This window comes from Paenibacillus oceani (assembly GCF_014705615.1).
GTDB classification, from domain to species: domain Bacteria; phylum Bacillota; class Bacilli; order Paenibacillales; family NBRC-103111; genus Paenibacillus_AB; species Paenibacillus_AB oceani.
In genome coordinates this window covers 24,529-40,685 of sequence record NZ_JACXJA010000029.1, presented here as the reverse complement: position 1 = coordinate 40,685, position 16,157 = coordinate 24,529, and the positions used below count along the sequence as shown (strand labels likewise).

The 16,157-nt window shown below is 56.6% G+C and carries 13 protein-coding genes; 6 read left to right on the top strand and 7 right to left on the bottom strand.

Features of this window, described 5'->3' with window-relative positions:
• Positions 1 to 356: 356 nt before the first annotated feature.
• Entirely contained in the window at positions 357 to 1,328 is a 972-nt protein-coding gene (gene msrB, locus IDH45_RS20615) for a peptide-methionine (R)-S-oxide reductase MsrB (protein ID WP_190930024.1), read from the bottom strand.
• Positions 1,329 to 1,831: 503 nt separating this feature from the next.
• Here msrB and IDH45_RS20610 point away from each other — a divergent pair.
• The 4 genes from IDH45_RS20610 to IDH45_RS20595 all read left to right on the top strand — a co-directional run bounded on the left by IDH45_RS20610 (position 1,832) and on the right by IDH45_RS20595 (position 4,338).
• Entirely contained in the window at positions 1,832 to 2,290 is a 459-nt protein-coding gene (locus IDH45_RS20610) for an NUDIX domain-containing protein (protein WP_190930023.1), read from the top strand.
• Between the two features lie 49 nt (positions 2,291 to 2,339).
• Positions 2,340 to 2,858: a DNA topology modulation protein gene (locus IDH45_RS20605; RefSeq protein ID WP_190930022.1), complete on the top strand. Its 519-nt coding sequence runs from the start codon at positions 2,340 to 2,342 to the stop codon at positions 2,856 to 2,858.
• A gap of 256 nt (positions 2,859 to 3,114) precedes the next feature.
• Positions 3,115 to 4,110 carry a phosphotransferase enzyme family protein gene (locus tag IDH45_RS20600; protein WP_190930021.1) on the top strand — a complete coding sequence of 332 codons (996 nt, stop codon included), beginning with the start codon at positions 3,115 to 3,117 and terminating at the stop codon, positions 4,108 to 4,110.
• Between the two features lie 54 nt (positions 4,111 to 4,164).
• A complete protein-coding gene (locus IDH45_RS20595; RefSeq protein ID WP_223836833.1) occupies positions 4,165 to 4,338 on the top strand; it encodes a hypothetical protein in 174 nt (57 codons plus the stop codon).
• 815 nt (positions 4,339 to 5,153) lie between these two features.
• Here the strand turns inward: IDH45_RS20595 and IDH45_RS20590 are convergent.
• From IDH45_RS20590 to IDH45_RS20570, 5 genes are all read right to left on the bottom strand, one after another.
• Positions 5,154 to 6,230 carry a Gfo/Idh/MocA family protein gene (locus tag IDH45_RS20590; protein ID WP_190930019.1) on the bottom strand — a complete coding sequence of 359 codons (1,077 nt, stop codon included), beginning with the start codon at positions 6,228 to 6,230 and terminating at the stop codon, positions 5,154 to 5,156.
• Between the two features lie 344 nt (positions 6,231 to 6,574).
• Positions 6,575 to 7,504, bottom strand: a complete 930-nt coding sequence (locus IDH45_RS20585; protein ID WP_190930018.1) for an AraC family transcriptional regulator — start codon at positions 7,502 to 7,504, stop codon at positions 6,575 to 6,577.
• An 85-nt stretch (positions 7,505 to 7,589) separates the two neighbouring features.
• The gene (locus IDH45_RS20580; RefSeq protein WP_190930017.1) at positions 7,590 to 8,051 is read right to left on the bottom strand and encodes an NUDIX hydrolase; all 462 of its coding nucleotides are present in this window, start codon (positions 8,049 to 8,051) and stop codon (positions 7,590 to 7,592) included.
• 28 nt (positions 8,052 to 8,079) lie between these two features.
• Positions 8,080 to 8,820 (bottom strand): RNA polymerase sigma factor, encoded by a 741-nt coding sequence (locus tag IDH45_RS20575; protein ID WP_190930016.1) that lies wholly within the window; start codon positions 8,818 to 8,820, stop codon positions 8,080 to 8,082.
• Between the two features lie 84 nt (positions 8,821 to 8,904).
• A complete protein-coding gene (locus IDH45_RS20570) occupies positions 8,905 to 10,278 on the bottom strand; it encodes an aldehyde dehydrogenase (protein WP_190930015.1) in 1,374 nt (457 codons plus the stop codon).
• Between the two features lie 92 nt (positions 10,279 to 10,370).
• On the opposite strand from IDH45_RS20570, the gene IDH45_RS20565 reads away from it, so the two are divergent.
• Together IDH45_RS20565 and IDH45_RS20560 are read left to right on the top strand one after the other, a co-directional pair.
• The gene (locus IDH45_RS20565; RefSeq protein ID WP_190930014.1) at positions 10,371 to 11,390 is read left to right on the top strand and encodes a LacI family DNA-binding transcriptional regulator; all 1,020 of its coding nucleotides are present in this window, start codon (positions 10,371 to 10,373) and stop codon (positions 11,388 to 11,390) included.
• 38 nt (positions 11,391 to 11,428) lie between these two features.
• Positions 11,429 to 11,638, top strand: a complete 210-nt coding sequence (locus tag IDH45_RS20560; RefSeq protein ID WP_190930013.1) for a hypothetical protein — start codon at positions 11,429 to 11,431, stop codon at positions 11,636 to 11,638.
• A gap of 28 nt (positions 11,639 to 11,666) precedes the next feature.
• Here the strand turns inward: IDH45_RS20560 and IDH45_RS20555 are convergent, their stop codons facing one another.
• Positions 11,667 to 16,049, bottom strand: coding sequence for a DEAD/DEAH box helicase (locus tag IDH45_RS20555; protein ID WP_190930012.1), 4,383 nt, complete (start codon positions 16,047 to 16,049; stop codon positions 11,667 to 11,669).
• Between the last annotated feature and the right edge of the window lie 108 nt (positions 16,050 to 16,157).

Here is a 16,157-nt window from a genome sequence, read left to right as displayed (position 1 = left end):
GGGGCCAGCGTCTCTGATTCGGCGGTTTGTACGTGCTGTCGTGCGATAAGAGCGGTTCGCGGCTCTTATTCTGCGCTTCGCCTTCTACAGTCCAAGGACAAGAGCGGTTTGCAACTCTTATTCTGCGCTTTGCCTTCTACAGTCCAAGGATAAGAGCGGTTTGCGACTCTTATTTCTGCAGATTCGGGGGAAATCCTCTGATATGGGCGATTTAGCAGCTGCTAACCGCTCTTATTTTCGCAACAAGCCTCGTTTTAGAACAAATAAGGAGTGCAAATCGCTCTTATCGCTCCAATCGAAAGAAAAAAAGCCGGACCCTAAAAGCCCGACTTCATCCATATCTGTATCAGTGAGTTTTACGCCTGTCCGAACAAGGAAAGAAACCGGCCGTAGCCTTCTTCCTCCATTTTGTGCTTCGGAATGAAGCGCAGCGCTGCGGAGTTGATACAGTACCGCAGACCGGTCGGCTTCGGTCCGTCATGGAACACATGGCCGAGATGCGAATCGGCCTCTTTGCTGCGGACCTCGGTCCGGATCATATTATGGCTGACATCGACATGGTCGGTCACTTGCTCATCGAGCATCGGCTTCGTGAACGATGGCCAGCCGCAGCCCGAATCGAACTTGTCGAGCGAGCTGAATAGCGGTTCTCCCGATACGATGTCGACATAGATGCCTTCATCCTTGTGATCCCAAAATTCGTTGCGAAACGGCGGCTCGGTTCCGCTGTTTTGGGTAACTTCGTATTGCATCGGGGTCAGACGGGTCTGCAGCTCGCTGTCGCGATTGCCATCCTTCCAGCGCTCCTTCAGAAACTTCGCGCGGCCCGAACCGGTATAATAAGCCTGATAGCGGAGCGGATTCGTCTTGTAGTAGCCCTGATGGTAATCTTCAGCCGAGTAAAAAGGCGCGGCCGGCAAAATCGGGGTAACGATCGGTTTGTCGAACCGTCCGCTCTCTTCCAGACTGCGCTTCGACTGCTCGGCCAACCTCCTCTGCTCGTCGTTATGGACGAAAATGGCCGTCGTATACGAATGGCCGCGGTCGGCAAACTGCCCGCCGTCGTCCGTCGGATCGATTTGCCGCCAGAACAGGTCAAGCAGTTGCTCATACGAAAACACTTCGGGATCAAACGTGATCTGCACCGCTTCGACATGGCCGGTTCGGTCCGAGCATACTTGCTCATAGGTCGGATTCTCTACATGGCCGCCCGTATAACCGGATACGACCTGGATGATGCCCGGCTGTTTGTCGAACGGCTTCACCATACACCAGAAACAGCCTCCGGCGAAAGTTGCCAGCTGATAAGAGTTTACATCGGCGCTCATTGCTGATCACTCCTTTGTACAAACGACGATTCCCGCCGTGTGATGGGTTGTGTGCATATTCTAACAACATTATACCATTGTTCGTCCCCCTGCCGCGAGGCGGCGACGATCTGGCTCCTGCGCGTTCCCGGCCATTGTACCATGATCCGATAGTCCGGCTATAGCCGACTTTTCCGTTTCCCCTTTGTCTTATGTATGCTATTCTTGATCATAACATTAGTACAGGCATCGGAGGAGGCAACATGATCATCGGACGATGTATCCACCTATTCCCACGTTACGATCAACCGGCTCGCCGGCTCCTTTCTGGACCAGCATCTAAAACACCGGGGCAGCAGCTATTCCGATCTGCTCAGCCGGGAGGCCGCAGAACCATTCAAGTCAATCGACCGTAATGGCGAGCCGTCCCATTAATGCTGGACTTATACGGCACCCGGAGCGAATAGGCCGGGCCGATTCGTCTTCTCATTTCAGCCAACGAACCAGAAAACGGAGGATCACCGATGAAACCGATTCGCAATTCCGCAAAGGCAGTCCTGATCCGTGACGGACATCTTTTGCTGACCAAAAACAAAGACGACGAAGGCTATTTTTATTTGTTTCCGGGCGGCGGTCAGGAGCCGAAGGAGGAGCTGAAAGACGCCGTCGTCCGCGAATGTCTGGAGGAGATCGGCCGGCGGGTGCAAGTAGGCGAGCTGCTTCATGTGAGGGAATATATCGGACAAAACCATCAGTTCGCCGAATGGGACGCCGATGTGCATCAGGTGGAGTTTTACTTCAGCTGCGAGCTGATTGGCGAAGAAACTGGCCACTTCTCCGGTTCCAGCCCGGATTCCGCTCAGGTGGGCGCCGAATGGGTCGAGATTGCAAAGCTGGATGAAATCAGGCTGTATCCGGATACGATATCGAAGCTGCTGCAAGCCGGGAAGAATGGTCCATGTTACTTGGGAGATACCAACTGACGCACAACGAACACTTTTCACGCAGGCAGACCAGGAAAGGAGCCGGACATTGAAACGAGTCCTCGTAATCGGATGCGCCGGGTCGGGCAAGTCTACCTTCTCCAGGCAGGTCGGTGAACGTACAGGCTTGCCGGTCGTTCATCTGGATGCGTATTACTGGAAGCCCGGCTGGGTCGCCACTGAAGCGGAATCGTTTGACCGGGAACTGGAGCGAGTGATGCAGACGGACAGCTGGATCATGGACGGCAACTACTCACGGACACTGGATACGCGGCTAGACCGGGCGGATACGGTTTTCCTGTTCGACTTCCCCCGTTATTTGTGCTTGTACCGCGTCATCAAGCGAAGGGTACAGTACCACGGGCGATCCCGTGCCGATATGGGAGCAGGATGCGAAGAGAAACTCGACTTCGCTTTCCTGCGCTGGGTCTGGAATTTCCGCAAGCGGAACAGACCGAAGCTGCTTGCCAAGCTGGACGAAGTTCGCGCCAGCCACCAGGTGGTTATCTTCAGAACCCCCAAAGAAGTTCGCAAGTATTTGGCGGCGTTACGGGAGTCCGGGCGATGACAAGGCCGGCTGGTCGGAAGAGCAGACGGTGACGGGGCGACTGACTGTAGGGTGACAGCCACCATGTCCCTGTACCCGCGCGATATCTCGGACAGGGGCCCGACTCCCCTCGTCTCCATTTATACAGCTTCAAATCATGTAAAGGAGGTGCTGCCGTGCAACGATTCAAGCGTTGCTTGCTTTTGCTGCTGATGCCGGAAGAGACAAGCGGTTCCCCGATCTGTTCGTAATCCGAATAGAAGGAGGAAACGTTCGCTTGCATCAACAAATTCGCATGTTATTTAACGATACCTTGCTCCATCAGTGTGCCGTCCGGTTCGGATTTGATCCGAACGACTTGACCAACCTGCACGGGTTCCAAAACTTTGTGTACGCCTCCAGCCGCGGCGGCAAGCCTTATATCCTGCGAGTCATACACAGCTCCCACCGGAGCGCCGGACAAGTTCAGGCCGAGCTGGACTGGCTTCGCTATTTAACCGAACACGGCGTTAATGCGGCTGTACCGGTCCGTACTCCGGACGGCGAGCTAATCGTCACCATCGGCTCGGGAGATTGCTGCTTCATCGCGTCGGCGTTTGCTCGTGCGCCGGGCAGCAAGCCGGATCACCGTTCGTATACGGAAGACGGCGAGCTGATTCGGGAACTGGGCCGGCTGACCGGCAAAATCCATGCCTTGTCCCGATCCTATACGGTTCCGAAATCTGCTCCGGTACGCGGCTCTTGGCAGAACAACCAGTATGTAACCCAGCTGCACGAATATGTGCCGGAATCCTATGCGTCTATTTTGCCGCCGGTGGAACGGTTTGTGTCCTTGCTGAGCGGACTGCCGCGATGTCCCGATAGTTATGGCCTCATTCACGGCGATATTCATATGAACAATTTTCATGTGGATGGCGGCATGCTGACATTATTTGATTTCGACGAATGCGAGTACAGCTGGTTTGCGTGCGACATTGCGAATCCGCTATTTTATGCGACGCCGCTTCCTAGCGACGGGACCGATCGCCGTCACTTTGTCGCTCAACGGTTCTATGACGCATTCATGGAAGGTTATTGCACGGAGCATACGTTGTCCCCGCAATGGCTGCAGCGTCTGCCGCATTTTCTCCGGTTGCGGGAGCTGCTTGTGCTCTCGGGCGCTTTCCGAAGCCTGGATCTGGACCATTTGCACCCGTGGTCCAAGGAGATGATCGCGTTTACTTGCCGCAATCTGGAGTATGATTTGCCGTATCTGGACATCCGATTCTGCTAAACGGACGATTTCGTTATACAATAGGAATATCTACTAATAAAGGAGATGTGGACTATGACCAAAAAAGTGTCGCTCGCCGATGCAGTCAAACAAAAGCTGGCGGAGAAAAAAGCGGCGTCAGCAAATGCCAACAATTCGCATAAACCTAATGCTGGCCAGCAGCCGCATATGAAAAGTCAAACACATAAGAAGACGAGTACTTTGAAGAGACGGACAGGCGGCGGCTGAACGGAGCGGCGGCAAGGCCAGAAGCAAGCAGCCTCAAAGGGTAACAGGCAACCGGCGTGCGATAAACCATCCTGCGCCGGTTGTGCTGTGCACGAAACACCAAAGCCTGCGAAACTGCAGGCTTTGTTTCGTAATATCGGCGGAATCAAATTCCAACGCGGAAGCCGCTATTCCTCAGCCTAATCGGCCATAGCTCTTCCGTGGCGCCAACAACCTGCTTCTTGGCATCTTTTAGTCAGGATACAGGTCCCGCACGATCAAAAGGCTGCTTGCTCACCTTTCACTGGTTGTCTCGCTTGAAACCCGCTTGAACTCATTGGCGGCTCGAACCGTTCCCGTCGGCTCCAAGTCCACTTCGGAAGAAAAGGGGGACCTTCCCCCTGATTATAAACACTTTCGAACAGCCCCTCTTTGACGTGCAACCCCTTACGTTTGCAGGTTGGAAGGGATCGGTACCTTCGCATGCGATTGTATGGCTAACGAACCCAGCATTCGTTATCAGAGCCGGATGCGAACGTTTGAATTTGTAACGAACTCTTGAATTGTTATTCCCTCAATTCGGATCGTTATTTTCCGCTTTCGGGTTCGATAACGATCCCCAGATTCGTTAAGCCCGGAATAACGCCGTTTTCCAGCCATAAGCGCGATACGATTCGTTAGTCGTTAGTCGTTAGTCGTCGAACCTGAATATACGTTCACTAACGCCAAGTAAGACAACCCTTCCCTTTAACACGATAAAGAACTTAAACTTTCTGCAGATTTCAAAAAGCCCCAGATCCGCTTCATCAAGCGGTCTGGGGCCCTTCTATCTCGATTTAGCCGTTCGCATAAACATGCGGATTTTGACGGCGGCATTCTGCCATAACAGCCATCTGCTGGCGAACTTGCTCCGGCGTAATTTCGAGCTCTGCACCAGTCGTCAGCGAATTGTGAAGCATCGAATACAGCGACGCCGTGTTGTTGTCGAACATCGACAGACCTTCAACCGCCGCATACTGCCACGAATCCTCGTACCAAGTCAGCGTCTCGCTGCAATAAGCAGGATCGCCATTGGCATTAAACAGCGGACCGCGGGTCAGTTCTTGATGAGGCGCTTCTTCCGACTTGAAATATTTCCATTGCAGCTTCTGGGTATTGCCCGTCAAGCCGCCGTTCGTTCCTTGGATCGTAAATTGCGGTCTCGGATATGTCGAGCAGGACGAGATCTCCAGATCGATCGTCGGACGTCCCTGTCCGCGCATAATGATTTTCACATAATCTTCGGCGTCGCCGAACGTGTTCGCCCGGTCCATGATGCAAGTAATCTGAGGCATGATGTCCGTTCCGAACAGTTGCAGCGCCTGGTCTACCGGATGTGGGCCCGTGTTGAGCAGGTTTCCGCCGTTATTTTCTTGCAGCGTCTGCCAGTCCCAGCGGCGGGCAAATCCGTTATTCGTAAAGTCAACTTGTACAATGCGGCCGAGCACGCCGGAATCGATAATTTCGCGCATTTTCAAAAATGCCGGCATGTAGCGGGACTGCTGAAATACAGCCAATACTTTGCCGGATGCTTTCGAAGCGGCAATCAGGTTGTCCACTTCTTCAGGCGTTTTGGCAAGCGGCTTCTCGCAAAGCACGTTGAATCCTTTTTGGAGCAGGTCGAGCGAGATCGGATAGTGCAAATCGCTTGGGGAAGCGTTTACGACGAGATCTAAGTCTTCGTTCGCAACCATTTCCTCATAGCTAGCATACGCTTTGCAGCCATATTCCTTCTCCGCGCGGATGCGGCGGTCTTCCATTCCGTCAGCTACTGCAGTAATCTTAAACTTGTCAGACATCCGGATCAGCTGGTTGCCGTGAATGTTGCGACCGCTACGACCTTGTCCGATAATACCCACCTTTAAAATACTCATGGCTTGAGTTCGACTCCTTTTAAGTTGACAAAATTGGTAAGGAAAGCTCATTCGCCCCTTCAAACCGGCAAAGCACAATTCCTTATCGAAAAACAACACCGCTACACGTACTATAACGCGTAACGGCTGGCATCTCTTGCACTATTTTATTATTACGATTGATTTATTTTTAGAGGATATTCAAAAAATCCGCTTTTGATCACGAAGCCTACTCGACATCAAATATGAAATTCAGCCGGAACTTCCGGTGCTCACAAAAGCTTCCATCTGCGCTCCGCTCCTCATCTCCTAGCTTCATCCCATCTTCTGGGTGCTGAAAACCGGACTTTTTAAACTCGCATTTTTTAGTTATTCATCACCGATTTTTTGTATTCGGTCGGAGTGAGGCCGGTCCGTTTCTTGAACGTACGGATGAAATGGCTCAGATGCCGGAAGCCGACTTGGAAGCAGATCTGCGTCATCGTATGCACACCAAGCCGGATTAGCTCCTTGGCCCGCTCGATCCGTACCTCGTGAAGATATTCGACGAATGTCTGCCCGGTCGCCTTCTTAAACAGATGGCTGAAGTAGGCCGGCGTCATATTGGCAATATAAGCGCCCTGTTCGAGCGGAATATCCTGTCCGTAATTTTCATGAATATGACGGACCACATCCTGGAACTGCTGATATTGCGGCTTCTGGCAGGCGGCTTGATGACGCTGGCGCTCGGTTTTGCGGAATTCGCGGTCGATCAGGATCAGCAGCTTGACTACGTTGATCTGAACGGAAAACTCATAGCCTTCCTCCCGCTCCTCAATCTCCTCCTGAATATCCTGAAGCAGCTGTTCGACCAGCAGTTGCTTGTCCTGGGAGATGTGCAGCCACGGCTGCAGCCATTCCGAAGAAGTTCCCGACTTCTCGAACTGGGTGACATGATGGAAAACGGAACGTGAAAACGGTCTCAGATGGTCACCGAGAAACGCCGGCATAAAGTCCAGCAGGACAAATTCCAATTCTTTACCGTCTATCGTATTAATGCTATGCGCTTTCAAAGGCGGAATAATAAACAGATCGCCTTTTCCGACGGTAAGCGTTTTATCGAGAAAGTGATGGTTGCCCACGCCTCTGACGACGTACGCAATCTGAATGTAATCGTGCATATGAAGCGACTGCTGGAATTTGAGTCCTTTGTGTCTGATAAACTTGAATTGGAAATCGTCCGTCAATTGATCTTTAAAATGCAACAGATGGGCGTTCATGACGATCCTCCCGTAAAACGGCCATAATCGCTGCAATCCCGCAGCTCCTACTTCTTAGTCTATTACAAAACGGACATTCTAACAACCAAACGGGAACAAGGGACAAGTCCATAAATAGTCTCTAATAAACGGTGCCGCCAAGCTCGGGGGGTCCGGCGCTCTCCAGCATTTCCCGCACTTTGCGAAGAAGGACGGGATAGATAGCCGGATATGTGAGCCGCTCGGGAATTCGCTCCAGCAGCGCAACTTCCGCCATCTCGTAGGGTGGCAGCGGTCCCGGCGCCGAAGCTTCCGCGTAGTAGAGCATCCCGAAGCTCTCCGGCTTGCCCGAGAACGTAACGGAATACGCGGCTATCGTAAACAGCCGGCAGCTCACAACGCCCGTCTCTTCGTACAATTCCCTGCGGGCCGCTTGTTCCGGCGTCTCTCCCGGTTCGATCCGGCCTCCGGCGAACTCCCACGTATCCCGCCGGGCGTGGCGCGACAACAGCCACTTGCCGTTGTGCCTGGGGATTATGACGACATAGTCGCACTTTGTTCCGATAACCGGCGAATCCGCCTCGTACAGCTTCACTTCCGCCATATGACTCCTCCTCTCCCCCGTGCTTCCATCAGGAACTTACAATCCGCCTACTGCCGTCAGAGGGGCCGAACGTCAAAAACAGCTTCCCTGCCGTCGTCTTGACGTGGGGTACGCGGTTCCCCTTGCCCGACAGCTCGACGTATGCCGAATAAATCGCCAGCGGGTCCCGGTTGCGGAACGCCTCGACAAGCGATTCGAAGCCGCGCCCTCCCGCAATCGGAACTTCTCCGCAGCGTCTCTTCGCGACGTGTCCCCGCTCCCCGCAGCGGTCGCAAGAAAGCGATTTCAGCTTGGAGCGGGCGCGGCTGATCGTAATCTGGACCGAGCCTTCCGTTGCGGTCAGGAGGTATGCCGTCTCTTTGGCGGTAAAATCAAATACGTCCATCAGCAGCAAAATGACCAAATATTTGGGCGACAGCCGATCGGCCAGCACCTCCAGAAGCTCCCGGGTATCGAACTCGGTCTCCGGGACGGCGAGACGGTCGTGCTCCTCGTCCAGCGGCTCAGAAACAAGCCGCTTTTTCCGCAGCTGATCGATCCACATATTCGCGGCGATCCGGTACAGAAACGATTTGGACAGCGCACGGCCCGGATTCGCCTCAAGCGAACGGATCACCCGGATCGTCGCTTCCTGCAGCAAATCTTCGGCGTCCCAGCGGCAGCGCGTTATTTTCAGACAATACCTCATCAGTTCCGGCCTAAGCTGATCGAACCGCTCCATCGGAGCAGACGGTCCGAAGCCGGAACGCTCAAGTCGTTTCGTATCCAATATGTATCCGCCTCCATAACGGGTCGTCAACCAATATATCCCATTATAGCGTACAAATGTTCTCATTTCCAGACTGATTTTAAATTATTTCATCCATTTGCGCATCATCCGGTAGCCGGTCTTCGATGACGGATAACGGAACGGCAGATCGAACGCGGTCGTCTGCTTCAGCACGCTCTTATAATGCGAGAAGGCGCGGAAGCCGTATTCCCCGTGGTAGCTCCCCGTCCCGCTCTCCCCAACGCCGCCGAACGGCAAATACGGGCTGGACAAATGCATCAGCGTATCGTTGATGCAGCCGCCGCCGAACGAGATTCGCGAGAGAACGTTGTTCTGGACCGCTTCTTCCCCGGTAAACAAATAAAGCGCAAGCGGCTTCGGCTTGCCGAGAACGAAACGGATCGCCTCATCCAGCTCCCCGTATTCGAAGACCGGAAGAATCGGGCCGAATATTTCATCCTGCATCGACTCCGCATCCAGGGGAACGTCTTCCATCACGGTCGGCGCAATCTTATACAGCAGCGTATCGGTTTCCCCGCCGAAGGCGACGGTTCCTTGCTGCAAATAACGGCTTAAGCGCTGGAAATGCCGCTCGTTTACAATTTTCGGATAGTTGACGTTCCGGACCGGATCTTTCCCGTAAAACTGCTCGACCGTCTGGCGCAGCCGGTCAATCAGCTCCGCCTTCACCTCCCGGTGGACCCATACATAATCGGGAGCGACGCACGTCTGGCCGGCATTCGTAAATTTGCCGAATGCGATCCGGCGGGCAGCCAGCAACAGATCGGCATCGCGATGCACGATACAGGGGCTTTTGCCGCCAAGCTCCAGCGTTACGGGGATCAGCCTTTTGGCCGCCTCCTGGGCGACGATCGACCCGACGCGCGTGCTGCCGGTAAAAAACATACAGTCGAACGGCTGCCGGAGCAGCCGGCCGGTAACCTCGGCGTCCCCTTCAACGACCGCGACATACCTCGGATCGAACGTATTCCGCACGATATCGGCGATCAGCGACGATACCACGGGCGTAAGCTCCGACGGCTTCAGCACCGCCGTATTGCCTGCGGCTATCGCCGCGATCAGCGGGGCGAACGTCAGTTGAACCGGGTAGTTCCACGGCGATATGATAAGCGCCGTTCCGTAAGGCTCCGGGACGATGCTGCTTTTGCTGCCGAGCAGCAACCAGGGCGTCTTGGCTTTCTTCGGCTTGGCCCAGGCCGCCGCACGCTTCATTACGAACGTGATCTCCGCAAGCAGGAAGCCGATTTCCGAACCGTACGCCTCCGCCTTCGGTTTGTTCAAATCGTGTTTGAGCGCTTCGAATATGCGGTCTTCGGCCCCTCGAATCGCCTCTCTCAGCTTCTGCAGCATATCGAGACGGAAACGGATATCTTTCGTAATACCGCTGTCATAATACGACTTCTGGCGGCTGACAAGCTCCTCTATGGTGATTTCCATCGCGCTTCTTCCTTTCAAGAGATGATTGAAGCCTTGCCGCAGCTTCAATAATTCACTACAATAATAGAGACTATAAATCGAAGGACGGTCGTATGGTAACGATTTACGATATCGCCAAGCAAGCGAACGTTTCCGCAATGACGGTGTCCCGGGTGATCAACAACTCCGGAAGAATCAGCGCCAATACACGGGAAAAGGTCAAACGAATCATGCAGGAGATGAACTACGTCCCGAATTCGACGGCGCGCAGTCTGGTGAAGCAGGAGACGAAGATGCTGTCGCTCCTGATTACCGATATCACGAACCCGTTCTTCACGACGCTTGCGCGCGGCGCGGAGGACGCCGCTCTGAAGCTCGGGTACAAGCTCTTGTTCGGCAACAGCGACGAAAACCTGTCCAAGGAAAGAGAGTATGTGGACATGGTGCTCTCTACGCGGGTGGACGGGCTGCTGTTCGCTCCGTCGTCGGATGCGTCAGCGGAACATCTCGCGATGCTGAGGCTGCACCAGATCCCTTTCGTGCTGATCGACCGCGAAGTGCCCGGCGTGGAAGCCGATATGGTGCTGGGCGACAACCGTGACGGAGCGCTCCGGCTGACCGAGCATCTGATCTCGCTCGGCCACAAGCGGATCGCATTCGTCAACGGCAGTTCTACGGTGTCTACGGCCCGGGAACGCAGCTCCGGCTACCGGGAAGCGCTGCTGAAGCATGGCATCCGCTACGATCCGGAACTGGTGATGGAATGCAGGTTCAACCATTTTGACGATTCCGACCTCCTGGACCGTATCCTGGCGCTGTCCGAGCCGCCAACCGCCATATTCGCCGCCAACAACGTGCTGGCGGTCAGCGTCATCGCCTGTCTGCGGGACAAAGGAATCGGCGTTCCGGAACAGATGTCCGTCGCCTGCTTCGAAGACGTCGGACTCGCCTCCAGACTCGACCCGTTTCTTACCGTTGCGGTTCAGCCTGCCTACGAGTTCGGTTACCGCGGCATTCAACTGCTCGTGGACCGGATTAACCGTAAAGACGGTGAGGAGCGGCAGGTCGTCCGGTTCCCTTCGGAGATGATCGTCCGCAAGTCGACCGGCAAGCCGCGTCAGCCGTCCTCTTGACCCCATTTTCGCACTTAACCCTGAAAGGATGTTTCTTCATGAGCGTTGTCAACATTTCCGGCTTGTCGCCGGCCTTTTTTATCACGGTTGCCGTCTTTCTGATGTTTATCCTATCCATGCTCTCGCTAGGCATACTCCGCATGTTCCAACTGAGGAAACGTTCGGGAATCGTATTTTTCGTACTGGGAGTCACCGGGATCGCCGTATTCAGCTACATATTGGCGTCCGGCATGGTGCCGGCCACATAATGAGCCCGCTTTTGATCCGCGGAAGTGCCTAACCGTTTCTAAGGCTGCTCGGCCAGAGGACGAAGGCGCTACGGTCCGTCTCCGCCCCGATCTTCCTGAACGTTTCGGCCGCCTCCGCTTGCGGGGCGGCCGTTCCGTCCCAGCTGTCCACGACGATTTTCCGTAGACCCGATTGTTTCAGCATCACCCGCACCGTCTCCAGCAGAAGTCCGCTGTCGACTCCGCCCGCTTCGCCCGTTTCTCCCCGAACCATGGTTATGAACCGTTTCCCGTTATTCTCGATCCACAGCACCCATCTGCCGCCCTGAAACACCAAATAATTGCCGGGTTTGCGCGCATAGCCGGCGGCCGGTTCCTCCGGCCACTTGAGCAGCGCCCCGTACGGGTTCGCCGGATCGACAGACGACAGGACGAGCGTCTCCCCGGCACGGCTGCCGGAGGCTTGCCTTAACCGGTCGATCGTATCCGTGGTCGACACTTGCATATACGGAATCCCTTCGATCCAAAACCCTTTGGCCAGCATCCCCCAGTCTTCCAGCTTGCGGATCGTATCCTGCAAACGGTCGGTCTCTCCCGGCAGATGCCTGGCCAGGATGTCGCGCGTGATTACTCCGTAGCTTTGCAGCAGATGATGAATCCAGGCGACGACCGTTTTCTCCGCCTCCCCCGCCTCCGGGACCCGCTCCTCCTCCGCGATCGCATACCAGCGCCCCAGTCCGGACTGGAATCCTTTGCGGGCCGAAGCGCGTGAACCCGAGCTAGATCCGTGCATCCGGATCGGAGCGAACTGGTCGTTCGAGATGCGGCCTTCCCAGACGAGGCTCAGCAGCTTCTCCATTAGCTGGGAGGGGGCAAGACCCGTATCCCGGCTCAGTGCGGTGAGGAAGCTCGCCCCCTTGCCGCGGAGCAGCTCCAGCAGCTCCGGTTCGGCGGACGGTTCCGGGCGGCTGGCCAGAGCCGCATACAGCTCCTTGGACTCGGTCAGGAAAAAAGCCACCTTCCCTTCCTTGTCCCCTTCCTCTTTCCGGCCGAACCAGACGGCTTCCCCGGAAGCACACAACAAATCAAGTATCTCTTTTTTGTAGTCGGGCACGCGCGAAGGGAAGACGAATGACTCCCAGTGGGACACCGGCAAAAACACACCCTGCAGCTTGCCGATCACTTCGCGAAGTCCCGCGCCTCCGGATTGCCGGCTGCCCGGCGTGACGAACTGCAAGTCGAGCAGCAGCCGGCAATAGCGGTCCTGCCCGACCGGCTCGGTCCTTTGCCGCATCTGCCCGATCGTAAACCGCAGCAGCCGGGACGCGGCGCTGCGGCTCGTATACAGCTTCTCGTCCTCGGAGCCGGCAAAGGGCGACCGTTCGATCGTGCCGTCCTCTTCCCAGCGGCCGATCCAGCTTGCGGCTTCCGCAAGCCCGATCGCGTACCGGTCCCGAAGCTGCTCCGCCGTAAAGGCGATCTGCCGCTCCGCATAACGGCGGAGCACGAAGGACGCCGACTCGGGATCTTCCGGAAACGACCGGTACGTATCCGCTTCGTCTGAGCTAATCCACCGCCGCTCTCCGCCGATCTTCACATCGCGGATCGCTCCCCGGCGCTTCAGCTCGGCCAGCGCCTCCTCGGCGGGATTGTCGTCGCCCAGTCTGCTGCGAATCTCGCTTTGCGACAAATCCCCCTGCCTTTTCAGCAGACGCTGCAGCCGGTCTGCCGAAGGGATGTTTCCGTAACCGCCGTCGTCGATCCACGCTTGGGCCTCCTCCGCATCCATCAGCGACTGGAACGCGGACGGCTCGAAAAATTGACCGGCCAGCTCCTTGCTCACCGACAGCAGCCGGTATTGGATATCTTTGGAGACCGCATCGGATTCGTACATCAGCACATTCACGAAATCCCACGTAAACTGGGCCGCAAACGGCGACGGGTAGCCGGACCGCTTCACTTCCACCTCCAGCGCGCCGTCGCGGATGCCGCGGAACAGTTCCCTCACTCTCTCCGGCTCCAGCGTTTCTTGCAGGCAGACGCGCATCGTCTCCTGTACGAGCGGGAACCGCGCCGCATACGGCAGCGACTCCTCCAGCAGCCGCTCGCTGCGCAACCGCTGCTGCCAGAGCGGAATCCGGCTAAAGCCGCGGGCGAGCAACAGCGACGTCTGCGCCATATGCCGGAACGTGACGCCGAATAGCGGCGAAGAGGGAATCGATTCGCCGAGCAGTTCCTCCAGATTATCCTCACCTACGCTCATCCATACTCTCTCGAAAGCGGGGTCCCAATCCTGGAACATAAACTCAATGCCGTTATCCCGCACGGTCGAGCTGATTTTCGTCGTAACGCGGGTTTCCATCCATCTTTGGAGCGCCAGCATCCAGGTGCGGTTCGTCTGACGGCCGAATACGGTGTGGATGACCAGATGATGCCGCTTCAGTTCGTCCTCGTAATGCTCCACGACGATCTTCCGGTGGCTCGGTACCGCGCAGGCCGACCGCTGTGCGTCCACATAGTGGACAAGCGCTTCCGCGGCATGCAGGTCCAGCCGGTATTCCGCCGTCAGCCATGAAGCCGTCGCGGAGCCCGCTTCCCTGCCCGCCCGCTCGTCCAGCTCGCCGAGCAGCGCGCCGACCTTGCGGGACAGCTCGTAGGAGCGGCCCAGCCCGTCTCCCCGCCAAAACGGAATCTCGCTGAACGCATTGCCCGTCACTTCCGACGCATAGATCCGGTCTCCCTTGATCGAAGCGATCCGGTACGAAGCCGTCCCGAGCTGAAATACGTCTCCGACCCGGCTCTCGTGTATGTATTCCTCGTCCAGCTCGCCGATATGGACGCGCGAATCGGCATGATACACCGGATAAGCCGAGCTTTGCGGGATCGTCCCCGCACCGGTCAGCACCGCCGAGCTCGTCTGCCGCAGCGGACGAAGCGTTCCGCTCTCCCGGTCCCATTCGATTAACGGCCGGCAGTGCGGGTAATAGCCGGCCAGCATCCGCAGCGCCTCCGTCATCCGCTCGCGGGAGACGTTCCGGAAGCTGTCGCTCCGGGCCACAACGGCCAGCAGCTCATCGAGCTGCCACTCCTGGACGGCGACCATCGCCGCAGCCTGCTGGCAGAACACGTCGATCGTCCCTTCGGGGATACGAATCGCCTCGATCCGCCTGGCCGTAATTTCTCTCGCCAGCACGGCGCATTCTGCTAGCTGGCCGCGATGGCGGGCGAGGATAACGCCCCGGCTGACGTCGCCTACGGAATGGCCCGCGCGGCCGATCCGCTGAATGCCGGAAGCGGCCGACAGCGGCGAGTCGATCTGAATGACCAGATCGACATGCCCGACATCGATGCCCAGCTCCAGCGAGGAGGTCGCGACCAGGCAGCGCAGCTCGCCCGACTTGAGCGCCCGCTCCGTCTCCAGCCGCTTCTCCCGCGATACGCTGCCGTGATGGGATCTGGCCATCTCCAGGCCGACCATATCGTTCAGATGAAGCGTCACCCTCTCGCACAGCCTGCGGTTGTTCACGAAAATCAGCACAGACCGGCTGTCTTCCATCAGCTCCAGCAGCCGGCCGGCGATCACGGTCCAAATGTCCGACCGGCGGCCCGGCATCGACTGGACTTCGGTCATCGTCACCGAAACGTCGAACGTCTTGGCCATCGCGCTCTGGACGATCGTCACCGGGCGATTCCCGGGTGATGCTCCAGCCGGGGTAAGGTCCGGACCGTTCCCGCTCCATCCGCCCAAGTACTGAGCTACCCGCTCCATCGGGTTAAGCGTAGCCGATACCCCGATCCGCTGAACCGGCCGGCCGCACAAATGCTCCAGCCTCTCCAGCGTAACGGACAGATGCATCCCGCGCTTGTCTTCGGCCAGATCGTGAATTTCGTCGACGATGATCTGCTCGACCGTTCTCAGCGTTTGTCTGGCCCGTTCCGAGGCAAGCAGAATATACAGCGACTCCGGCGTGGTGACCAGTACATCGGGCGGGTTGCGGAGCATCGACGCCCTTGTGCTCTGGGTCGTATCTCCGGTCCGGACGCCGGTCCGGATCGGAGTCCAAGGCTCTCCCGTCTTCTCTTCATGCCGTCTGCCGTACAGCTCCAGCTCGCGGATAAAGCCGAGCAGATGATCGTAGATATCGTTATTCAGCGCCTTCAGCGGGGTTACATACAGCAGCCGGACGCCGCCTTCCCGTTGTTCCGGTTCATTCCGCCTTCGGACGATCCGGTTCAGGCATGGAAGCAGACCTGCCAGCGTTTTGCCCGAGCCGGTTGGCGCAGCCAGCAGAACGTGCCGGCCCGACGTGATCGGGTCCCATACGCTCCGCTGAATATCGGTGGCCTGACCGAACTTATCCCGGAACCATTCCGCAAGCACAGGATGACAATCCCGCCCGGGCACACCGTCCCACTCTTGCTTGTCTCCCATACCGGCACTCGCCTTTCGTCGAATAGGTCGAATATATGTTCCGAGTATACCATGAAAAAACTGAAAATTGAAAAAGAACGTATTTTCCTGGCTGCCGCCTAATTTTTA